Source organism: Aquiflexum balticum DSM 16537, assembly GCF_900176595.1.
GTDB classification, from domain to species: Bacteria; Bacteroidota; Bacteroidia; order Cytophagales; family Cyclobacteriaceae; genus Aquiflexum; species Aquiflexum balticum.
Map to the genome: position 1 here is coordinate 5,529,234 of NZ_LT838813.1, position 22,977 is coordinate 5,552,210.

Annotated in this window: 25 protein-coding genes; 3 read left to right on the forward strand and 22 right to left on the reverse strand. The window is 37.0% G+C overall.

Features of this window, described 5'->3' with window-relative positions; translation table 11 throughout:
• Position 1: 1 nt before the first annotated feature.
• The 17 genes from B9A52_RS23450 to B9A52_RS25765 form a co-directional block, all read right to left on the reverse strand.
• Positions 2-718 (reverse strand): WbqC family protein, encoded by a 717-nt coding sequence (locus B9A52_RS23450; RefSeq protein ID WP_084123005.1) that lies wholly within the window; start codon positions 716-718, stop codon positions 2-4.
• Entirely contained in the window at positions 715-1,611 is an 897-nt protein-coding gene (locus B9A52_RS23455; RefSeq protein ID WP_084123006.1) for a glycosyltransferase family 2 protein, read from the reverse strand. The genes B9A52_RS23450 and B9A52_RS23455 overlap by 4 nt, the downstream gene beginning before the upstream one ends.
• Before the next feature lie 39 nt (positions 1,612-1,650).
• A complete protein-coding gene (locus B9A52_RS23460) occupies positions 1,651-2,271 on the reverse strand; it encodes an acetyltransferase (protein WP_084123007.1) in 621 nt (206 codons plus the stop codon).
• Between the two features lie 25 nt (positions 2,272-2,296).
• Complete coding sequence (locus B9A52_RS23465; RefSeq protein WP_084123008.1) at positions 2,297-3,481, reverse strand: glycosyltransferase family 4 protein; 1,185 nt, start codon at positions 3,479-3,481, stop codon at positions 2,297-2,299.
• On the reverse strand, positions 3,468-4,109 hold the full coding sequence (locus B9A52_RS23470) for a methyltransferase domain-containing protein (protein ID WP_084123009.1): 642 nt from the start codon (positions 4,107-4,109) through the stop codon (positions 3,468-3,470). The genes B9A52_RS23465 and B9A52_RS23470 overlap by 14 nt, the downstream gene beginning before the upstream one ends.
• 157 nt (positions 4,110-4,266) lie before the next feature.
• Positions 4,267-6,063, reverse strand: coding sequence for an ABC transporter ATP-binding protein (locus B9A52_RS23475; RefSeq protein ID WP_084123010.1), 1,797 nt, complete (start codon positions 6,061-6,063; stop codon positions 4,267-4,269).
• Positions 6,060-6,695 carry a methyltransferase domain-containing protein gene (locus B9A52_RS23480; RefSeq protein ID WP_084123011.1) on the reverse strand — a complete coding sequence of 212 codons (636 nt, stop codon included), beginning with the start codon at positions 6,693-6,695 and terminating at the stop codon, positions 6,060-6,062. Before B9A52_RS23480 ends, B9A52_RS23475 begins: the two co-directional genes overlap by 4 nt.
• 13 nt (positions 6,696-6,708) lie before the next feature.
• A complete protein-coding gene (locus tag B9A52_RS23485) occupies positions 6,709-7,626 on the reverse strand; it encodes a hypothetical protein (RefSeq protein ID WP_084123012.1) in 918 nt (305 codons plus the stop codon).
• Positions 7,627-7,629: 3 nt separating this feature from the next.
• Positions 7,630-9,072, reverse strand: a complete 1,443-nt coding sequence (locus B9A52_RS23490; protein ID WP_084123013.1) for an MBOAT family O-acyltransferase — start codon at positions 9,070-9,072, stop codon at positions 7,630-7,632.
• A gap of 2 nt (positions 9,073-9,074) precedes the next feature.
• Positions 9,075-9,788, reverse strand: coding sequence for a class I SAM-dependent methyltransferase (locus tag B9A52_RS23495; RefSeq protein ID WP_197687261.1), 714 nt, complete (start codon positions 9,786-9,788; stop codon positions 9,075-9,077).
• A 34-nt stretch (positions 9,789-9,822) separates the two neighbouring features.
• Positions 9,823-10,899 carry a DegT/DnrJ/EryC1/StrS family aminotransferase gene (locus B9A52_RS23500; RefSeq protein ID WP_084123014.1) on the reverse strand — a complete coding sequence of 359 codons (1,077 nt, stop codon included), beginning with the start codon at positions 10,897-10,899 and terminating at the stop codon, positions 9,823-9,825.
• 52 nt (positions 10,900-10,951) lie between these two features.
• Entirely contained in the window at positions 10,952-11,698 is a 747-nt protein-coding gene (locus tag B9A52_RS23505) for a polysaccharide deacetylase family protein (RefSeq protein ID WP_172805272.1), read from the reverse strand.
• Complete coding sequence (locus B9A52_RS23510) at positions 11,695-12,861, reverse strand: hypothetical protein (RefSeq protein ID WP_084123016.1); 1,167 nt, start codon at positions 12,859-12,861, stop codon at positions 11,695-11,697. The genes B9A52_RS23505 and B9A52_RS23510 overlap by 4 nt, the downstream gene beginning before the upstream one ends.
• 148 nt (positions 12,862-13,009) lie before the next feature.
• Complete coding sequence (locus B9A52_RS23515; protein WP_084123017.1) at positions 13,010-13,381, reverse strand: GxxExxY protein; 372 nt, start codon at positions 13,379-13,381, stop codon at positions 13,010-13,012.
• A 144-nt stretch (positions 13,382-13,525) separates the two neighbouring features.
• Positions 13,526-13,753, reverse strand: a complete 228-nt coding sequence (locus B9A52_RS23520; protein WP_084123018.1) for a type II toxin-antitoxin system MqsA family antitoxin — start codon at positions 13,751-13,753, stop codon at positions 13,526-13,528.
• A gap of 98 nt (positions 13,754-13,851) precedes the next feature.
• Entirely contained in the window at positions 13,852-14,469 is a 618-nt protein-coding gene (locus tag B9A52_RS23525) for an acetyltransferase (protein ID WP_084123019.1), read from the reverse strand.
• A gap of 478 nt (positions 14,470-14,947) precedes the next feature.
• Positions 14,948-15,112, reverse strand: a complete 165-nt coding sequence (locus B9A52_RS25765; protein WP_157370278.1) for a hypothetical protein — start codon at positions 15,110-15,112, stop codon at positions 14,948-14,950.
• 570 nt (positions 15,113-15,682) lie between these two features.
• Between B9A52_RS25765 and B9A52_RS23535 the strand changes: the two genes are divergently transcribed.
• Positions 15,683-15,913: a hypothetical protein gene (locus B9A52_RS23535; RefSeq protein WP_084123021.1), complete on the forward strand. Its 231-nt coding sequence runs from the start codon at positions 15,683-15,685 to the stop codon at positions 15,911-15,913.
• A 562-nt stretch (positions 15,914-16,475) separates the two neighbouring features.
• Positions 16,476-17,168, forward strand: coding sequence for a hypothetical protein (locus B9A52_RS23540; RefSeq protein ID WP_084123022.1), 693 nt, complete (start codon positions 16,476-16,478; stop codon positions 17,166-17,168).
• Positions 17,169-17,744: 576 nt separating this feature from the next.
• Here B9A52_RS23540 and B9A52_RS23545 read toward each other — a convergent pair.
• Positions 17,745-18,032 carry a hypothetical protein gene (locus tag B9A52_RS23545; protein ID WP_084123023.1) on the reverse strand — a complete coding sequence of 96 codons (288 nt, stop codon included), beginning with the start codon at positions 18,030-18,032 and terminating at the stop codon, positions 17,745-17,747.
• The gene (locus tag B9A52_RS23550; RefSeq protein ID WP_394334863.1) at positions 18,019-18,528 is read right to left on the reverse strand and encodes a DUF6932 family protein; all 510 of its coding nucleotides are present in this window, start codon (positions 18,526-18,528) and stop codon (positions 18,019-18,021) included. The genes B9A52_RS23545 and B9A52_RS23550 overlap by 14 nt, the downstream gene beginning before the upstream one ends.
• Positions 18,529-19,449: 921 nt before the next feature.
• Here B9A52_RS23550 and B9A52_RS23565 point away from each other — a divergent pair.
• The gene (locus tag B9A52_RS23565; protein ID WP_084123027.1) at positions 19,450-20,130 is read left to right on the forward strand and encodes a hypothetical protein; all 681 of its coding nucleotides are present in this window, start codon (positions 19,450-19,452) and stop codon (positions 20,128-20,130) included.
• Positions 20,131-20,141: 11 nt separating this feature from the next.
• Here B9A52_RS23565 and B9A52_RS23570 read toward each other — a convergent pair whose 3' ends face one another.
• The 3 genes from B9A52_RS23570 to B9A52_RS23580 are packed head-to-tail and all read right to left on the reverse strand — an operon-like array spanning position 20,142 to position 22,971.
• Positions 20,142-21,086 carry a hypothetical protein gene (locus B9A52_RS23570; protein ID WP_084123028.1) on the reverse strand — a complete coding sequence of 315 codons (945 nt, stop codon included), beginning with the start codon at positions 21,084-21,086 and terminating at the stop codon, positions 20,142-20,144.
• Positions 21,083-21,499 (reverse strand): sugar 3,4-ketoisomerase, encoded by a 417-nt coding sequence (locus tag B9A52_RS23575; RefSeq protein WP_084123029.1) that lies wholly within the window; start codon positions 21,497-21,499, stop codon positions 21,083-21,085. Before B9A52_RS23575 ends, B9A52_RS23570 begins: the two co-directional genes overlap by 4 nt.
• 38 nt (positions 21,500-21,537) lie before the next feature.
• Positions 21,538-22,971 carry a hypothetical protein gene (locus B9A52_RS23580; RefSeq protein ID WP_084123030.1) on the reverse strand — a complete coding sequence of 478 codons (1,434 nt, stop codon included), beginning with the start codon at positions 22,969-22,971 and terminating at the stop codon, positions 21,538-21,540.
• Positions 22,972-22,977 lie beyond the last annotated feature (6 nt).

The following is a 22,977-nucleotide window of genomic DNA, read 5'->3' on the forward strand; positions in this document are numbered from 1 at the left end:
ACTAAAGTAACTTAAAATCATGGAGCATCTCATTTACCTTTTCCAAGGAGTTGAACATCAGCACATCAATGATCGAAAGGTTAGGTACAAAATTATTTTTCCATCCGACCTTGTATTTGATGTCATCTATCAAATGAAACTTTAGGTCAATGCCCTTCTGCTGGAATTTAATTGGATCAAACAATGCTTTACCACCAATTGGATTGATATATTGTTCAGCTTCCAATTGATGACAGATTTCCAAGCCCCACTCCCCTGCAACCGAAATACTTGAATAGTCTAAATCCATTTGTGAAGAAACCAACATATTGGTTTTTATTTCCAGATAAGCTGAAATCAGTTTGACGGTTTCGAAATTGAACAGACTCAAGGAATTCTGATTTATCTGAAAGCATTCATCTACCAAGTCAATGGTCTCTTTATAAAATGGCGCCTTTTTTTTATAGTGCGCCATTTGCCTCAAAATTAAACCTTTCCAATCCTTTGATTCATCAATCTGTACATCCCGAATAAGTGTATCCCGTGAAATCTCTTTAATGGGTACTATGATATATTGCCATTCCCCCTCCGGTTTCAAAACCCGGTTTCTATTCACCCAACCATGACGGATATACTGTACATCATCCAATAAAATAAAAATATCAGATGCGTTAATCAATTGGAAATATCCTAAATAAGGGAAAAAGTAGGGCTGCATGATCGCAGTTATATTTTTCATTTTGAGAAAAGATTTGAAAAAAACAGAATAAAATAATTTAATAAATATTTTGGCGAATGGGTAAACCCAACAAGTTCTATGGTTTTACTTAATCCCAAATTGAATTTTTTTAGCTTCATGGATTCATATATTATTTGATTGGTGAAGCTCTTGTATTTATGAAATATCACTTTGTTGTCCTGATGAAATTCAAATAATTCTTTGTAAACCTGGTAACCAGAAATAGCCCTATTCAAATTAGATTGTCCTGAATAGGCACCTGAATCATGAACACGGTATACTGAACCGAAAAAATTCAAACAATACCCTTTCTTTTTATTCAACAGATGAACGATCAGATAGATATCTCTAAAAAATTTAAATCGATGTGCTCGTAAATCCTCAATCATGTCACTTTCAAAAAAAAGAGACTGCATAACCATGTACCACCCATTTTTTAGATTTTCGAAAGTAAAATCAAACCCAAAATCATTTCCCTCTACCAGATATTTTGAATTGGGGTCATCTTGTGTAATTGAACTATTGTTGTTGTATATTTTGGATCGGGTCCAACAAAACCCATAGTCAGAATTGTTTTTAAGGAAATCAATCTGTTTTTGAATTTTTAAGGGGTCAATCCAATAATCATCTCCTTCGCAATAGGCTATGTATTTACCGCTACAATTTTGAAGAGTCCATGCAAAATTGCCCGACATACCCAAATTCTCACTATGTTTTACATACCTGATAACATTTCCTTTGGGATGATTCTCCAAGAATCCTCTGACGATTTTCTCAGTATCATCTGAAGAATTATCATCCGAAATCAAGAGTTCAAGATCAGCATCTGTTTGTTGGGACAATACCCCATTGATCGCTTCTTCTAAAAATAAGCCATGACTATATGTAATCATGCAGACTGAAACTAAATCCCTACCCAAACCTTCCTATTTCTATTCAAATTTTTCAATAATTCTTGCAGGAACTCCTACAACTATACAATCATCCGGTACATTCTTTGTCACAACAGAACCTGCACCTACAATTACATTTTTTCCAATAGAGATCTTTGGTAAGATGGTGGAATTCGCTCCTATATTGGACAGATCACCAATCTCACATTTTCCCAACAAAACAGCACCAGGATTAATGTCACAAAATTCTCCAATCTTGACCTCATGGTGAACTTGCGCTCCTGTATTGATCAATGTGCCTTTTCCAATCTCAGTATCTGCACCAATAAAACACAGGTTAAATATATCCGCTTCATAACTCTTTGAAAAATTACTGAAAGCAATCCCCTTACCTTTGATGGAAATATGGATTCCTCCCATTTGTTTGAAAAGATTATAGAAATAATTCCTGGTCTTGGGATTACCTGTACCCAATAAAAATTCAGAATCTATACTTAAAATTTGATTTAAATCTTCTTTCTTTTGAATAACAGGATAATTGTTTTTGAATAACATTAAATCATTGATGTCATCATAAAAATATAAATTCTGATCCTTCCCTTCGGAAATCAAGATATCCAATAATTCCAAGGCATGCCCACCTGCGCCTGCTACAATCATGTATTCATAATTTATTAATTTTCCTTTACTTATTTAAAGCTTTCTTATAAAAAGACTCAACTCTAATTTTGAATTCTTGTGTCCCATAGAAATTATGAATTTTTTTAGAAATATTATTTTTTTCAAATTTAATTTCCCCTTGAAAAATTTTCTCTAAAAAAACTTCCATTTTCTCAAAATCGAAAAGAGGAATAATTTTCCCATTTTCAGAATCTATCAACTCATCAACTCCACCACAATTTGTTGAGATAACCGGCACTCCACAAGCCAACGCTTCAAGAACCGAAACTGGCATTCCTTCTACAATACTTGAAAAAAGAAAAACATTTGATTCTTGTAAATATCTCTGAATTTCAATTCTTGATAAAACTGGAATTAAAATAAATTCAATTTTAGAGAAACCAAAAGATTCAATCAATTTATTAACCTCTTTATTTTTATCTATACCCCAGGAATTATATCCAATCCAAGTAAATGTGGTTTTTCTACTACCAATTTTTTTTTCGAAAATCTTTAATGCTTTCAAAATTGTTGTTTGATCTTTAACCTTGGAGTAAGCTCCTATTGTTATAATTCTAAATATATTATCACTTTTCTCATTAAATTTATAATAAAATAATTTTTCATTTACCATATTGCCTACATTCCAAAAATCATAAAACAAGCCGTTAGTGTAAAATTGCCTAATTTTATCATTACTAACGACCAAATTATAAGATGAATTATCTAAAAAATTTATGACCTTTTGTTTAATATCCTTTGGTTTATTAAAAAAAGATAATTGGTTATGCTCGGTAAGCAAATATTTTAGTTTAAACAATTTATTAAAAATCATAACATACTCAAATGAATTGAATAAGCTCTGTGTATGTATTAAATCAACTTTTTTTCTTCTTGATTTTATAAGATGATAAACTTTAGAAACAACTTTCTTTTTTAGGTAATCCGAAAAATATCTTCCGAAAATTTTGGTGTCAAAATGTGTCACATAAATAATATAAGGTTTATTCAAATCTTTATCATAAAATTCTGTATTGAAAAAAAAAATATTTTTAAGAAAATCGATTAATCCAAAAGGTTTAAAATTGAGCATAGTGATTTCGTAATCAGACTCAAATATTTTTGCCTGTTCTATAAAAAAACTTCCAACATTATTTTTATGATTAAGCCAAGAACAAACAAAAAGAATGTGTTTTCTATCTTCTTTCACAAATGCAGATGACCATTAAATTATAATTTGATAGATGAATTTCTTTAACCTTAAGATTTGTATATTTTTCAATTACATTTTTAAGAGTATAAGGACTAAACCAACAATTATGGTCTGGATGAATAATTTCTCTAAAGATATTGTTTTTTTTATTTAAAAATCCATGTTTAAAATGGGAATTGAAACAATTAGGGGCAGAAATGATATAATTCCTAGCATTAATTTTTTCCATTTCATTTAGAAATTTTTTAATATTCTCTACATGCTCAATAGTTTCAGGTACTAAAACAGTGTCATAATCCTCAGAAACTTCTGCCATTGATGTATAATACTTTCCATCAAAATGTTTTTTCAAAACTTCTATACCTTCAAAATCAATATCTAATCCATGTAATTCTTTACATTTATTTGAAATTTGAATATGAAGATTGTTTTTTGGGTCGAAAATCGGAAAATCAGTACAACCAATGTGTAACACCTTTTTTCGCATTAAATATTTGTCAAATACTTGAATCCTGTTTTGAGTTTTATATACCATCACCTCTTGAATCCAAAATGAATCAATTTCCTTTTTAAAAAGCCTGTTTTTAATTATAGCCTTAAGGTTTTTTAATTTTCTTTTAATCATGATTTATATTTTATTGATTTGAAAAACAAAATGTATTTTATTGTCATATAATTTTAAAAATAATTTTATCCATTATTACTAAATAATAATTATGCATTTTTAAAAAAAATATTTTTAAATGAGCAAATTGCTTTTTTGGATTTTAATTTATACAGCTTCAAAATTCCTGAAGTTCAACCATTTTTTTAAACAGAGATGATTGCTTGACTAGATTCTCAAAATCAGCTATGGCTTTTAATTCCCCTTTGGAAATCAAAACAATCTTATCCGCATTTTTTATCGTTGCCAGTCTATGTGCTACAATAAGAATTGTTAATTTCCCTTTCAGCATTTCTATATTATCCTGAATGATTTTTTCTGTATCAGAATCTAATGCAGATGTAGCCTCATCCATTATCAATATATCAATATCCTTATATAATTCTCTGGCAATTGAGATCCGTTGCTTTTGCCCGCCACTTACTAAAATCCCATTTGATCCCAATTGTGAATCCTCTCCTTCAGGAAGCTCTTTGACGAAATCGGAAATGCTTGCGTTTTTCAATACACTCCAAAACTTCTCCAAATTTTCAGGTGTTTTTACTGCCCAAAATGTGACATTATTATATACTGTATCCGAAAAAATTACCGGTTCTTGGGTAATGTACCCGATCTTATATTGATAACTTGAAAGATTGATTTTTGGGATTGGGATTCCATCAATTTTTAATTCTCCTTCCGTAGGAGCAATCAATCCACAAATCAAATTGACCAAGGTAGTTTTACCACTTCCGCTTTCTCCTACAAAAGCAACTGTTTGGTTCTTGTGTATAGAAAGGTCAATGTTTTTGAGTACCGGCAATTCCTTGTAGGAAAATGAAACATTTTCTAAATGGATAGTATCCTGAAAAACAATCTCTTTTAGTCCTTGGGGCAATTCTTTTTGCTCTAGAAGTTCATTCAAGAAGCTTTGCAAATTTTCCAATGCCCCTGCATTTGTCAAAAATGAATTATAGAATGATTGAAGACTCATTAAGAAAGTCAACGCCCTGTAGAAAAAAAGGAGACTTAGAATAATCAATGCGATATTTTGTCCGAAAACCAAGGTTTGAATTAGAATCACAGAAACCACGATGGCCATCACTAGGGGTTCTCTTGTAGCCACCATAATTGAGCCATAATACCCCATCTTAATATTACTGGTATTGATGTTTTCTACAATTTCTTCTAATTTTTTTGAGTAGATTTCAATAAGACCGGTTGCCTTTAAATATTTAAAAAAAGTTATTTTTTGCATCAACAATCCCTGAAAATCATGTCCCTCCTGGGTGACTTTTCTGGAGCCCTCAATAGTGGCCCTATTGATAAACTTAAATACACTATTCGAAATAATACCTCCAATAAAAACCATTAGGGCAAATTGTGGATTTGCCATAAATGCCAAAACAGAATACACAATGACCATCACTCCTCCCTGCAAAGCCATAAAATAAGAATTAGCTGCGCCACTCACCCTATTTATTTCCCCTGAAAGCGTATTTTGGATTCTACCTGAGTCCGACTCGACAAATGCCTTATATCTAAAGTTTTTTAGGTAATTGATACTTTTTATTCTTAATATTTTGATAAAATAATTTTGGACTATTATCCTGTAATAAGATTCAATAAACCGTGCAACTCCCTTTAAACTGAAAAAGACAAGAATGAATATCAAAACGGTTTTTAGATTAATCTGGAAACCAAGATTCTCGATCCCATCTACTATAAATCCCAATCCCCCAAGATCTTCAGAACTGCCGGTCTCATTCCCATCCACCATTTGTAAAAGGGGCAAAAACATCACCAAGCCAAAACCATCTAAAAGACCAACACTGATATTTAATCCCATGGTCAAAAATAGCCTATACCTGAGGTGGTCATAGAAAAAACTAAAATGGGTAAAATAGCCCTTAATATGATTTATTATTCTTTTCATATTCTTTCAAAAACAAAAAAATCCGAATAGGAGGTTTCATTGGAGCCATCATAAGGATATTTATTATTGATGCGCTTTATTAACTTGAAAGGTATTTTTTGATTATTGACCCAATCTGAAAATTTTCGGTGTTTTACATGGATGGACTGAATAGGATACTGTACATCCGAGTCCGAAGAATAAATAATCACATATCTCTTCGCACTTGAAAATAGCCTTATCATATAATCCTCAAAGGTCTTGTCCTCAACCAGATGAAAGATCACATCCAATGAAAGTGTCAAATCAGATTTTTGGTTGGCATACTCACTCAAATGATAAAATTCCTTTGAAGAATCATTTTTAAATGTTTCTTTGATATTCTTGATGGCCTCGGTAGAAACATCAAAACCAGTATAGTGATGAAATTCAAAATATTTCAACTGATTACCATCCCCACAGCCAAACTCTATAACTGTATTAACTTGGTTGTTTTTCACAAAGTCATTGATTACTTCAGCTTTGAACTCTGCGAGATGGTCATAAGAACCCGGGCCTGAGTTTCCTCCTTTTTTGTATCTCTCGTCCCAATAATAGCCGGAGTTTCTAAAGCTTAATTTCTGCTTGATTTTATTAAGTATTTTTTTGATCATATTCTGAAATAGTCTAATTCGTAGCACTTATCCACTCCGCAATCTGTCCGGAAACCGTTCTTGCATCTTCCTTGAACAAATGATTTCCATCGGTATACCTGTAGGCATGGTTTTTTGGAGTGAGGTCCAAGTAGGGTATTTGGTTAGATTGAATAACGGGATTTAAAATATTGTTGAAATTTGGAACAAGCTCGTTTTCAATCTCCAATAACCTTTGGTGTACAGGCATTCTGACCAAATATACTTTACCCTGTGATTTTAAATATTCGATTGTTTTGACCAGGTAATCGAATCTTATTTTTGAAAAACGATAACTATCTGCAAGCTTATCATATTCTAGTACCTTGTCATTTATTCTGTTTTCCACTTGATCCAGATCCATGGCAATATTGACTTCAAACCAGCCATCTTTATGCAGCTTGCTGTTTGTAGTAGAGAACTTCTTCAGCAATATTTCTATATACTGAGCACTAAAATAATGCAAACAATATTCTAGGTTAATCCAGCCATTCATGGAATGTAATTTCCCCATGAATGTTTCCTTCTCCTGAAAAATCTCCTTGTTTTGGATGGTATCCCAATCGGATGAAATACTCCAAGGATCAACTGTCACAATAAAAATACCTTTATCATTTCCCCTTAATTTTTCTCTGATCCTATCAAGGTAAGTTTGACCGAAAGGAGAGTGGTAAACGGTAAATGAAAAATTATGTAGGCTGTTTGATTCTGACAAATTCAATCTTTCGTCCATAACAGATGGTAGAATTCCTTGAGCAGCTTTTGAGGTACCTATTATCAAAGATGATTTTTCATATCCTCTCAATTTTTGGTAAAATGGATCAACATCCCCTTGTTCAAAAAGAAAAAATCCTATAAAAGAGAAAATCAATACTATTGAAAAAATTAAGCATTTCGCTATAAATTTTTTCATCCCTTAAAACTGAAAATAAATAAACTCCTGATCTTTTCTGGCAAATAAAAATACTGCCATCACCAAACCATAGTACAAGCCATACCTGATTAGTACAGGTTTATGGAAAGCCATCTTCTGTATCGCAAACTCCTCCCTTCTTCCACCCCATTCAATTAGCATAAAGATCAAGACCAAGATCATAAAGAGATATACCCGGATATCCATTTGGAGCTTTTGGAAAATGCTTATGTCAAATAAACCTTGAATATAACCTATAGCCGAATTAAGGTCAGGAGATCTAAAGAATATCCAACCTATGGTGACCAATGAAAAAGTTACCCCCATTTGACCCAATTCGTAGAAGTTTGGTAAGGCTTTGTTTTGTGCTACAATGCCAATATTGACTCTATTCTTTCCAAACAAGTAAAGCGGAATAAACAAAACCGCATGGATTCCGCCCCAAATGATAAAAGTCCAATTGGCCCCATGCCAGAAACCTGAAACCAAGAAGATGATAAAGATATTCCTGAGGCTTTGGTATTTGCTTCCCTTAGACCCACCCAAAGGGATATAGACATAATCTCTAAACCAGGTGGACAATGAAATATGCCAGCGTCTCCAAAATTCAGCAATATCTCTGGAGAAATAGGGGAAAGCAAAGTTTTGCATCAGATTGAATCCTAGCAGTTTCCCCGTTCCAATAGCGATATTGGAATAGCCTCCAAAATCCCCATAAATCTGAAAACTGAAAAACAACGCCCCTATCAGCAAATTTGAAGCAGGTTGGCTTTCCGGATTATTGAATGCCTGATTGACAAATACCGCACAATTGTCCGCAATCACCACCTTCATAAACAACCCCCAAAGAATCTGCCGCATGCCATCCATGGCCAGGCTGTAATCGAATACTTTCTTTTTGAAGAATTGGGGCAAAAGATTAGCTGCCCTTTCTATCGGCCCGGCCACCAATTGCGGGAAGAAACTGACATATGCAAAAAAGGCCACCGCATCTTTGGTCGGCACCATTTGCCTTCTGTAAATATCAATGGTATAGCTCATCGTCTGAAAAGTATAAAAACTGATACCCACAGGAAGAATCAATTGCAGGGAATAAGGATTGGCCTGAAAACCCATGGTGTTGATCATCTGCACTGTGGAGTCTATAAAAAAGTTGAAATACTTAAAGAAACCCAACAAGCCAAGATTCACCCCCAAGCTAATGCCCAAGTAAACTTTCCTTTTGAAAGTATCCTCTTCAGCTCCAATTTTCAGCCCACAGATATAATCCACCAAAGAACTAAAAGCAATCAAACCCAAAAACCGCCAATCCCACCAACCATAGAACACATAGCTTGCGAGCAAAATAAAGGCATTTTGTGCTTTCAGATTTCTCTGAAATACAAACCAGTATAATAGGAAAACTACCGGGAAAAAGACAAGGAATTCGTAAGAGTTAAAAAGCATTCTTATATATCCTCTAATCTAATCAATATCAAACTCTTATCCTTATGTTTTCCGCCACCTTCTGTACATTTTTCATTGATTGTCCTTAGAGGAGAAGGGAAAAAAAAGGGTAACTTATTTAGGTTGACTGGACGCCAAAAACCGGTTTGGATATCTTTGGCTGTTGGATGTTTTATAAAACTTGTAGTCAGGAGATATTTGGAGCCTGATCTTTTAAAATTGTCTAATGCTTTCTTAATATCAGCAAAAGAGAAATGTACAAGACAGTCCCTACAAAATATCAAATCTACTTTGGGTAACTCATCGATAATGATATTTCCTGTTTTGAAATCCAGGCCTGAGCAATTTTTATAAGTAAAATTATTTGATTGAATCAACTCTTCCACGATGTCGATTCCCAAATAGTCGATACCTTCCAATTTCACCTGATTCATCCAGTTGAAATCCCCACAGGGAGCATCTAAAATAGATTTTATTTCATACTCTTGAAATAATTTTTCCAATTCGCTGATGATGACGTTGGTCTGATCGATATCAGAACCTGTTCCTGAAACACTTTTTCCATACACCCAATAATTTTCCTTATAAATCTTTGAAAAAACTTCCTTAGTAGACAATCCATCTATTTCCAGCTTTTTTCTTGGCCTTAAAGATCGATAGATATCCATCAAAAAAACCGGAGAGATATTTTTGATATATTTCTTAATGCTTGACATAACCTGTTTTCCTGGAAATTGTAGGTTAATAGTATCAATTATTTTGAGCCCTCAATAAAATTCTCGCTATCATTCTTTGCTCCTCTTTAGTCAAACTATGATATAAAGGCAAACAAAGCACCCTCTCTGAAACATTGTCTGATATAGGACAATCTCCTTGGGTATAATCAAGGTTGTTCAGTCCAGGATAAAAATACCTTCTGCTTCCTATCCCATTATCCTCTAAGGCTTTCATGCTTTTTTTAAGAATAGTGACATCCGGAAATAGAATTGGGAAATAGGCATAGTTATATTTTTCGACATCATTTGTGTGAGGAAAACTAACTTTCAAACCTTTAAACAATTCTTTATAAAATCTAACTTGCTCTTTTTTAATGGTTAAAATTCTATCTAGATGTGTGAGGACGGCCAAACCCATACCAGCATGGAATTCAGAGTTTTTGGCATTGATACCTATTCCATTGAATTTCTCGAATCCATCATGTCCAAAGTTTCTAAGATGAACCATGCGTTTGAGGAGTTCAGGATCTTTGGTAAATACTCCTCCTCCTTCTATGGAATGAAAAATCTTGGTGGCATGGAAGCTACAGGTAGAGATATCTCCGTATTCGAAGATAGACTTGCCTTTTACTTGCACTCCAAATGCATGCGCCCCATCATAGATGACTTTTAGTCCATGTTTTTCCGCAATCTTTTGGATCTTTTCCACTTCGCAGGGAATGCCATAGACATGCGTTGCCAAAATCGCAGAAGTATTTGGAGTGATCGCCGCCTCAATCAAATCCGGGTTAATTGTGAATTTATCAGGTAGAATATCCACAAACACAGGGCTACATCCTTCCCAAATGATACTGGTGGTAGTGGCCACATAAGAAAAAGGGGTGGTAATGATTTCACCTTTCAGTCCCAAAGCTTTGATAGCCAACTGAATTGCTATAGTACCATTTGAGACAAATAGTAAATGGTCTAGACCAAGGTGTTCCTTAAGTCTAAGTTCCAGTTCATTGACCAGGGGACCATTATTGGTCAGCCAATTGCGCTCCCAGATTCCATCCAGATAGCGGTCATATTCCTCACGTGGGGGCAGAAAGGGTTTTGTTACGGGGATCAAGTTTTTTTAGATTAGGTTATTTTAAAATTTTAATGGTTTTGGGCTTAAGCCTTTAATTCAATTGATTGAATGTAAAAAATCTCATATCTCTCAATTGGGCCATTTCCAAGATTTTTTCAAGCCTAATTGGTGATATATGATAATCCCCATTAAGTCCAATTTGATGTGCATGCATAAAAAACACTTCATTATTCCTTTGTGCCTTATCCATAAATGGAACTAATAAATTCAAATCCTCAAATTCATGATTATCAACTCCCAATGAATAATATCTAAATTTACTTGGTGTGGAATTGGTTACCGCCTTTTCAAGGGATTCATTTATGGGATTTAATCTAACCACTGATCTTGCGGAATTAAATTTAAACCGAAGAAAAAGGTCAATGAAAACATTTTTTTCTCCAAAAGGATATGCTAATGTCTTTGGCTGAATACCTAGTTTATCAAATGAATCTAAATGCTCCCTTATTTCCTTATTCCAATAGGCTCTTAAACCCTTTTCTTTGATATAGGAATTCATAGAAAGATGCTGTTCCCCATGGGCACCAATTTCATGTCCCGCTTCCAGGAGTTGATTCAACCAGATTTTTTCCTGATCATTCAGACTCCCCACACCTGTTATAAAAAAAGTAACCTTTGCATCATATTTTTCCAACAAAGGCAGAATTCCCACCCATTGATCCAGATAATTATCATCAAAGGAAAAACAGATTCCCGGTTGTTTAGGAATATCATTTTGACATGAAAGGATTAAAAATGAAATGCACCCAATAAGAAAAAAACGAAATGAATTTTTCACCTGAATCTAACTGATTCGCTATTCAAAACCCTCCATTTAACCATGCTGTTCCCCCCCACCAAAAACACCAAAGGCAATACCGGCATCAGAAAGCGGGAGTTCCAGTTGTCGGACAGTAGTGCCACGCTCAGAGCGGAGAAGCCAATCAGCGTCAATGAAAAAACTTTAGCATAAGATCCAAGAGCATTACCCCTGATGGCTCGGGCAAAGGCCACATACATGGGAATAAGTGCGCATAGGGCAAGGATATTGTGGCTCCAGGAATAATAAGGTCTTATATACATCAGGTAATAAAACAGCTTTGTGCCAAAGAGTTGCAGCGAATAAAGGGGATTGAATATCCAGAGATAAACCATCTTGCGCAATGGACTCCAATCTGCTGCGGGTAAGGATAAGTTATCCGGCACCGATACCATCAGGAATGAAGCATAATCCATATGGGCCATTTTATGGATATTATAGACTACTTCCCCGTTTTGGTACGCCGCCACGATTCCAAAAGTTCCCAGCATTTGATTCACCAAAAGGAGCAAGCCTATAATAATGGAAGCACTAAAAGCGAGTTTCCAGCCCAAGGCAGAAATTCTTTTCCATGCAAAGGCTATCATCACCGCCATCAGTCCCGCCAATAAGGCCACCCCTGTCGGCTTGACCATTATAGCCCATATCAGGATAAGGGTACCCAGAGTCCCTTGAAAGGTATTCAGGTTACCCCTATAAGCTTGGGAAAGGAAGAAAAAGCTGAGACAATACAAACTGATCATCAAGGATTCTGCATAGAGAAAAAGATTCCAAAAGGAAATCATGATAAAACCCAAAAACCAGATTCCCGTAAGCAGCGCGGCTTTTGGGTTTTGGTAAAGGTTGATAGCAGCAAAATACAAGGCAATCAAGGCAATATAAGCCAATACATACTGGAAGAAAACTATCCCGCCCAATCCGGGAATAAAGCTGTTTGCCCCAAGGATAAACAGCACATAACCGATATACCAAAAAAGGTGAGGTTTGAAGAAGATCCCATTTTCCCTTATTTCAGCCGCATACTGCAAATACCCCCAAGTATCATCATCGGTCATCACCCCCATTTTCCAAAACCACAACCCATTCACCAATACAAAAATCCCTGTAAGGATGGAAAGGTGGATGAGGTTTGTTGATGGCATATTTAAGTTTCAAAGAGGTAAGTTGCACAGAGTTGCGTGGAGGTAAGTTGCACAGAGTTTCACGGAGTTAATATTGACAGAGTTTCTCAGAGTTTTTACTCAGTGTTACTCTGTGCTAAACTCCGTGTGACTCTGTGTAACTCCATTTTCACAGTACTACCCTCTTAATCCCGTCCCTCAAACTTTTTGTATTGAAGTTGATTAGCAGGCCTACTTTTTTATTGGAAATCTTTAAATAGGTAAGGACCTGCGCAAGGTGGACATCAGTAAAGAACTCTACTGTTTTCAATTCTACTATGACTTCCTTTTCCACCAACAAATCCAATCTGTATCCGCAATCGAGTTTTACTTCTTCATAGATCAATGGCAATGCCTTCTCCGATTCGACATACAATCCGCTCTTTATGATTTCGTATTTTAGGCAGGCTTGGTAAGCTGATTCCAACAGTCCGGGACCGAGGGCTGAGTGGACTTTGAAGGCACATTTCAGGATCTGTTCGGTGATGTGGTTTGTTTCCATGTTTTTCAGTTGCACGGAGTTAATTTTCACAGAGTTTCTCAGAGTTTTTTCTCAGTGTTACCATGTGTCATTTCCAACTCGGGACAGGCTTTGGCTCCCCGATACTCGGGGCAGGCTTTGGCTCTCGAATCTCGCTTCTATAATTTATGCCACGTTCAATTTAACCACTTCCAGCTCAGCACCTTTGTCATATGCTTCCTGTGCTTTATCCATGACTAATTTTGTGGTCGCGGAATCCAAATAGTAGTGCCCACAGTTCTGACAAACTTCAGCCGGGACATCTTTAAGCAAAACAATTGTATTATCCCTTTCGAGTGTGACAGTTACCTTTCCAGGTTTTGTATGGCCATTTTTACAAATTGAGCATTCCATGATATTTACTTTTTAAACCTGCCTGCTGGCAGACAGATCTCGCTTCTCACCTCTCGCCTCTCGTGTCTCAAATCTTATCCGCCACGGCGGACGAGCATCTAAAATCTTAAATCTAAAATCCTTCCCGGCACACCCACCACCGTCACCTTATCCGGAATATCCTTGGTCACCACGGCCCCGGCACCCACGACTACATGATTACCGATTTTTACACCGGGAAGTATACAGGCATTGGCCCCTATCCTTGTATGATTTCCGATTTTGGAATTACCCAACAGCACTGCCTTGGGGCTGATTTCGCTGAACTCACCTATCTCCACTTCATGATGCACCTGTGCGCCGGTATTGACCAAAGTCCCTTTCCCGATCCGGGCATTTGACCCGACAAAAACCATATTCATCAGGTCAGCTTCTTCAAAAATGGCATAGGGACTGAGCACCAGGTTTTTGCCACGCAGCCCCATCAGTTCTCCCCCACACTTCTGAAGCAGGCGATACAAATTCAGCCTGAACGCAGGATTGCCTACACCAAGCACAAACCTCTTGTCTTTTTGGAAAGAGGCAATCAATTCTTCATTGGTTTTAAGGACGGGATACTGCCCATGAACGGTTAACTGATCATTGTGATCGAAGAATAAGATTTCCCCCTGCTCCCCTTCCTGAATCAGTATATCCAAAACTTCTAAAGAGTGTCCACTTGCGCCTGCGATGATCATTGGGTGAAGATTGTAGATTTAAGATGCTCGTCCGCCGTGGCGGATAAGATTTTAGATTTAAAAACCATAGGGTTCCTATTCATTCTGAAAGAGCTTTTGGGAAGGATGAAGGTTGGGATGCCGTCATTCTGAAAGAGCTTTTGGGAAAGGATGAAGGCTGAAGGCTGAAGGTACCGTCTTGCCGTCATTCTGAACGAGCTTTGCGAAATCCTTAAATCAATCTGAGATTTTTACAGCGATGTGAAGAATCCCCTGAGTAAAGGATGAAGGATAAATGTACCGCTCTGCCGTCATCCCTACCAAATCAAACTTTGTGTCTTCGTGCCTTTGCGGGAACAACCTTTGCGCCTTTGCGTCTTTGCCGGAACATACTTTGTGTCTTCGTGCCTTTGTGGGAACAAACTTTGCGCCTTTGCGTCTTTGCGGGAACAATCTTTGCGCCTTTGCGGGAACAAACTCCGCGTCCTTAGCAATGGATTCAGGACATTCCCCCCTTTGAAAGAAAATACAACTGAAATGAGATCAGGTCCTTGATTTTGGATCTTTTTTGACCGGCCGATCCGAATGCCCTTCCCGAAGGAGTACCGATCATTCTGATTGTTTTGGCTGATTCGGATGATTGGGGTGATTTGGGTGATTCCATGATTTTTATTTTTGGGTGAAAAAACAATTTGAGTAGCTACTCGAGCTGATTTTGCTATTTAATGTTGTCCCTATAGCCGGGGATGAGTTTTAAGTTTAGAGTCATCAAATGATTAAAATATTTTGCAAGAAAAAAAACTGAAAATTTTGTCTGCTACAGGTAGTTTTTAAATAAAAATGGAATAAAGTGACAATCCTAAACTTCCGGATTTCCGAACCCTGTAAAAGCCCAAAACCGGCCCTAAAAATTTAAAAAAATCGCTTATAAACCCTTTATTGCTTTTTAAACAATGAATATGGTATTTCCCATAGCTTCGCCCTTTCAGTCCCAAAAAGGAAGATTTTTCGAATGAGTAATTTTTTTACTCATAGGCAACAAATTTAATCGGAGCATTGAAATATCCAAATTTTTATTTATCCAAAAACAAGGAAATAGACCGAAGATTGATGATTTAAAACTTGGGATTGAGGGATGAATGCAGACAAAATCAGGTGGAAGTTCAGGAGGTCTCATCCAGATTCTGAAATGACAAATGGTTTAACCTCATTCTGAGCCCCCAACATTTTGAAAATGTTAAGAATAGGAATGACATCAAGTCACCTGCTAGGCAGCCGTCATCCTGATCCCGATAGCTATCGGGAGAAGGATCTCCAGAGGTACAATTATACGGTTGAATTACAGGAAAAGCATATAACCCTTTTGGTCAAAATAACCCTTTTCCTGAACCTTGGGAGACCCCCCGAATCCCGATATTTATCGGGACGGGGCAGGCTTTCTCCCGAGCTATCGGGATCAGGGTGACGGCCGTTCCAATATACGTCATTGGTAGTCCCCAACCTCCCTGTCCGGCAGGCCGGTCTTAAATCTTAAATCTAAAATCTTAAATCTTAAATCTAAACCTTCCTATACCGAGTAAAATTCTTACTCGAGGAAAACCGGAAAACCTGTATAATTAGTATTCAAAAAGACAAAAAAACATATTTTCCATCTTTTATTTATCTCTGTTTTATCATCTCCCCTACTTGGATTTGATAATCATTTTATTGCAAATCAAACCTGAAAAAATGCAGTCAGTAAATTTCAAGTGATTTTCCCGAAGTGAAATTCAAGATATTCTATATCAGCTTTTTAAAATAGTAAAATCAATGAAATTGCGTGAAATAAACCTAAATTAATCAGTACGGGCATAGTTTCTTTTTTTATTACTAAACTCAGAAAAAACAATATTCTAGGGCATAATTTTTGAACCAAATATTTCAGGATTTTGACAAATATTCTTTTACGCCCTGGTCTGCGGAGAATATTAATTTTGGATTAACCACAACTGATTATCTTTTGATTTAAAAACCCAACGAAAAGCCCTATGCTGATTATTCAATATAATACCCCCGAAAATTTGCCCAATCAATTGGAAGAAGGTAGTGTCGGATTATCTTTTATAATCAAGGACAATTTTCCCTTAGACAAAAATCCCCTGGAAGAGACAGAACCCATTCTGGTAATGCACGAGGGAATTGTGCTGATCAAAAAACTGGAATTGACCGTCAAAGGCTTCAATGAAAACAGCCGGTTCAGCAAGACCCTGGAAATAGAATACAACACCGTCAAAAAAGTACCTTTTGATACCCGGGATGCATCCGAGGATTTCTTTTTAAATATTCCGGAAGGAAATTATGATGCCATTGATTTTAGATTCCATATGGCGGATTTTGATGACAAACCATCGGTTTTCCTGGAGGCAACCTATGTCAGCCCCCAAAGTGATGTGATCCCTGTGATTGTGGAACTCTTTGAATCAGACCTTAAATTCGACCTTAAGTTTGACACTGTCAATTCTCCCTCACCCCGGATTTTCAATGGCAATCTGAATAATTCCTCCATGGTATTTGTCATCCATGCCGACAGGTGGTTTGACAGTTTCAGCATTGAGGACCTCCAAAATGCCGCGAGGGTAAACAATAAGATCCTCATCAACAAAACCCACAACACCAAACTCTACTACAAATTCCGCACAAAGGTCAAAAGATGCGCCGACATTAAGGTGGAAGTGAAGTAATGGGGATTGGGGCAAAAAGACGGAAGACGGAAGACGGGAGACGGAAGATGCCCAAATAGGGTTTGTATTCCACATTTCGGTAAAGAGACCAGCATTCCAAAATAGAATCTATGACCGAAATTATTCCTTCGTCACCTTCATGACCCCAGGTTGCGGTGCATGCAGCTTAGTAGAAACAGAAAGATTTTTCAAAGCACCTTACCCGGGGCTACCCATATTTTGCTCCCGATACTCGGGGCAGGCTCTTGCAGGGCTGCAATAAAAAAAACTTATTTTAACTCCAATCTTATGTCAGTAGGATAGTGGGGAGGAAGACAATGAGCCGGGCCGGCTTGGCCACGCGCGCTGATAGGATCTCATTGTCTTGACTTTTTTGTTACTTTTTTGGTCAAGCAAAAAAGTAAGAGAGAAAATGAAAGAAAAATGAATTGGACGTTACTCACGAAATAGAACATCTATAATCAATTTTCCGATTTTGGTTCCCCGTTCCACATTTCGGTAAAAAGACCCGCATTCTAAAATAGAATCTCTGACCGAAATTTCCTCAATCGTCACCTTCATGACCCCCTAATATCTTCAACCAATAGCAGCTACCAGTTGATCAAGATCACTATGTTTCTTGGGGGATTCATTGGGATAGAACTTAAAAATGATTTTTTCAATTGTTTTAAATACTTCAGGAGATTCATTCGAATTAGCTGCCAAGTCTGAAATCAATTCTTTCATGAGCTTTGACTTCTTGGATTCATATTGGGATGACATGAAATCATCATTTCCTTGATTCTTGTGTATCAAAATAATCTCATCTATCTTTTTGATTTCCTCAATAAGGTCAATCAGTCGATATAATTTAGAACTGTTCATTTTTCGTTTGGTAAGTTTCTGTTCCTATTTCCAAGAAACCCTTTGGAAATTTTTTTCCTCTTCTGCTAATTTTTGTTTTTGTGAAATGATCCATCCAATAAGACCTATCTCCCGCATAAAGACCATAACTATCATGGCCTTGTGGATAAACTCTTACAATATAACCGTCTAACCCATAATTTTCAATTGATTCGGGATATTTATAGGGATTGAGATTATTTCCAAGCTTATCAACAATATCGTAAGGTATAAACGTAACCAAGTCAATATCGTTTGGGTGTAGTTCCTTTGTTGTGAAGGACCCGTCTATCCATTGCAATGGATTCATTATTTTTGTTTGTTTAGCCAAATCCTCTGAATATTGTTTGAACTTTATGAATAAGTCATTTCTCATCTCTGAGGAAATCATTTGAACAAATTGCTCATAAAATTCCTCTTTTGATGATTTTATATTTTGGTTTGGCACCAATAAACCACGACTGTTAAAATGGAGCATTTAGATTTTTTTTAGTACGTTCCCTCCAACTTGTATTCGAAAATTTCTATTAATATTTCTTTTGTGTTTAAAAAAACAAAATTATTCTTTCCATTAAAATATTTAATTTTTTTTCCAGGTCAAAAAAGTAAAAAAGAAGAAGTCAAAAAAATGAAGATAAAGCCACTTACTGAAAAAAACCTCGTAATGACTGTACAGAATAAGGTTAAGGTTCCACATTTCGGTAAAAAGATCCGTGTTACAAAATAGAATCTCTGACCGAAATCCCCTCAATCGTCGCCTTCAATTACCCCGGGCGGCGGTGCATGGGGTTTGGAGGAAACCGAAAATTAGCCAAGGCACCTTACCCGGGGCTATCATAAATCGCCCTTTTAGGGCTATCCATTTTTTTTCAATAGAATTGTGTTCAAGATTTCGGAACCGCCAGTTCTCGACACGAGAATCCTGAACCTTAGAATACCCCTCTTTCCGACGACTCCCCCTCCCCAACTGGGGAGGGCCGGGGTGGGGTAAAACCCCCAATTTCGACTCTAAACCTAAATCATAACCCACCTCCAAAGAAAAAAAAACCACTTTTTCTAAAAAATCTTTATATGGAATAAAAAGCCCATAAATATTCAATAATTGCATTTCAAAAATCTGAAGTGATTTTTATAAATAAAATCCCATTCAATTTATTTTCAAGGCTTTATAAAGAAAATTTTGGCCAAAAATTAAATTTTCAACCTTACACTCCAAAATCGGTTTTAGTTTCCACTGCGGTTATTAAATGTGAAAAAAATATTATTTATTCGTTAAATGATCACCCAAAAAATCCAAGTGTCGATATGATTTTTGTGCTGAATTGGATGCAGGTGATTTTATGGTTTGACTGTACATCTATCTCAATTTATTTTAAGTCCAAAATAATAAGCTCACCCTATGCTCATTATCCAACACTTTGCCCATGATTACTTTTCACACAAACTCGACGAAAATCACATTGGTTTATCCATAAAGATCAAAGGGAAATATGATGGTACCATGGACCTGTTCCCTACAGACGCGCCTACCATCATCATTCAGGATGGATTTATCTGTATCAAAAAACTGAACCTGTCCGTTGTCGGAAAAAATGCCACAAGCAGTTTCAACAAAAATCTTGACATCAAATTCAATGATATCAAGAAGATTTCTTTTGACAAACAGGATGATTCTGAAGATTTTGTGATCAACGCGCCGCAGGGTCACTACGAAAACCTGAGCTTTGGGATTGAGCTGATGGATTTTCTTGGCCTTCCGGCAATTCTGATCAACGGTTCCTACTACAGCAAAGCCGAAGAACTTATACCCTTAAAGATTGAACTCTCAGGAATGGAACCAAAATTTGATCAGGTTTTGGATTCAAATAATAAATACCTGACCAACACCGTGGACAATCCTTCCTTTATCTTTGAAATCAATGCTTCCAAATGGTTTGAGAATTTGACCACCGAAGATCTGGAAACAGCAGAACTGACTGAGGATACCATCACCATCAATCCTTTACGGAATTCACATTTATTCAAAAAAATAGCCGGCAAAATGATGCTCGGCGATGATATCAAGTTGGAACTGAAGTAAAAATCAGGGCATCAGAATTCCCATAAAAAAACCGGTACTTCAAATCTTTTGGCTCCCAAGCTTTCTTTCCATTGGACCAAACCCGCTATTGATTTTCCGGTCCGGGCATCGAGCGAAGTCCCCAAACTCAAATAAGATTTGTCCCTGTTGTACCTGTTCAGGATGACATCAAAAAGAAGATCAAGCGCCCGCAATTCCCTGCCTTTGGCATTGGTGGCAATATATTGGGTATGCACCACCTGTGCATGAATAAAAAGCACTGTGCCTGCAATCATCTCCTCATTCAGGTATACGGGGAAAAGCTTGATGTTTTCAGGAAAGCAATCCTTTAAAAAAGAGATTTCATTAAGACTGTGAACAGGTTTGTTTTTGAATTTTTCCAGAAGATGGGGTTCCAGGACTTTTGTCCAAAACCCATCAAAATCAAGGGATTCAATTACCTTGAGGTCTTGGGAAAGTGCCTTCTTCCTTCCCCATTTTCTACCTCTGTCCGAAACCTGAAATGGCAAGGGAGTGGCATAGAAAATACCGGTATGGACCAATTGAGGTTTTGATTGGTTTAGGACACGTGTCAGTTCAACCTGACTTCCCAAACAAAAAAAATCAGGCACAGACCTGATTTCCAAAGATTGAAAGCCATTGATTTTAAAATATTGTAAGGTGTCACCAATCATTTGCGACAAGAGTTCCCCTTGAATCCTTTCAGTCATTATCCACCCGGCGTAGGTAAGGCCCCTGTAAGAAAAAACTTTCCCGGAAGATTTCTCAGCCGGGAAGATGGCCACGGCTTGTTCGTCCAAAAAGAAAATCAGGGAACATTCCTGAAACCTATCACCATGATACTCCATAAAATCCCGCTTATGGATAAAAGTACCGTTGACACTATTCGCCACTACCGCATCCCAAGCTGCATTTAAATCATTTTGGTAAGCCCGGATAATCAGTTGACCTATCATTGATTTTTAATTTCCAAGAACGCCTCAAAATCATTTATATAATCTGCGGGATCGTAGATTTCGGAACAAAGAACCACACAAATCGCATCCTTGGAAAAGTTTTTGAGTTCCCGCCAGATACCTTCTCTGATAAGTAGTCCCGAGGCAGAATCATTGAGGATAAAACTTTTGTGGCTTTCCCCGTCATGCAGAATGGCTTCAAACTCTCCTTTCAGGGCAATCAGCACCACCTGATTCTGTATATTGGCATGGTTCCCCCTTGAGGCCTGTTGAATCATATCGGTCAGGAAAAATGTCCGTTTAATCTCAAAAGGAATTTCAAGCCCCCCGGTAATGCTTGTCAGCACACCGTCTTCCAGGGCTATTTTCCTGAATTCAATTAACCGGCAATCCACTAATTTCGTCTGATTCATGATGTTTGGAGAACTAGGCAAAATCAATAATCCTTATATCAAACTTTTGCCTCTTTGATATACCTGCTTTTTCCCTTCCATGCTACATAGAACAAAATACAGAAAAGTATCCCTAAACCAAAATAAACAGCAAAAGACATCATATTCCCAAAATGCATCCAATAGCGCTGTGCCGGAAAAGAGAAAATGCTTTCCTCCTGAAGGGATGACAGGGCCTTTTCCATTCCAGGGACATTCAATGGCAACCAAAAGGCGGAAAGGATAAGGTTGATGGCTCCGATTACAACAAGATCCTTGTTCAAGATCCGGTATCTCCGGACTCCTTTCAACAAAAGAAAAACCAGAAAAGGCAATAAAGGCATGATTATCCGGGATTCAGGGTTCAGGATAAACAAAAATAGCAGCAGGCAAACTACCGTAAAACCCATCCCCAATTTCGCCATTTCCCGGACCATCCTGACAAAAAATACAATTCCCAAAGGAATCAAAAATCCAAAATACATCAGATGCCCCACCAAAAAGTCAAGCGGAAAACGAAGCATTTTTCCAAAGAAATTCTGGGCAAGTCCCAAAACATTGAAGTTTTGGTTATTGCCTGAAAGCAGAAAGACCACCAAGACAAATGCGGTTAGAATAACTGCTAACCTGATGGTTTTTGTTGATTTTTGTTTAGTCCTGAATATCTCCCAACTTTTTTTCCAGTTGATCGGATTTTTGAACATAAAAACAAAAATAAACGCGACAACAGCCATTAAGGAAGATTTATGAAGAACGATATCCCATGTATCACCGGTAGCAAATCTATCTGTGAAAATGCTGATCAGAATAAGTAAAAAAAGAACTACGGCGGATGCAATAACGGGAAAGAGTGATTTTGGCCTTGGTCCCGGATGAAGTTCCATATGTTCGCTCGGCAGAAATATCAAAACCAAACCCGTCAATAAGAGCGTGGGCCAAACAAATCCACCGATTACAGAGACCAAAAACAACTTTTGCCTATCATGCCTCACAAAATAATTCACCTGCCCCATTCCCAAAACCAAGGCTGTAAAATCGGTGGAAAAGGGATTGTACCAGGTTTCTTTGAGGACGGCAAAATTGAAAAAAAGAAGTATGAACCCTAGGATTTCCAAAGTAGGTTTTAGCCTCATTTTTTTGGTCAGCGAGAAATACCAGTAAATCCCCGGTATCAGCATCAGGAAATGAAAAATAATCATTCCACTCAAAAGGCTGCCATAATCAAAGTCAAACCCAAACAGGGCAAATACCATATTGACCATGGCAAAAGGAAAAATGCGCTGAATCTGAACTATATTGTAACTTTCATCTTCTATATTGTCCAAAAAGGAAGCTGCCACATCCCTGTAAAAGACACCATCACCTATGGCGCCTTCATTCACAGGTATCTTTTCTCCCAGAATCTGGAATATAACTATGGCTATTAAAATCGATATCAGTATGCCGCGATGCAAATCAGT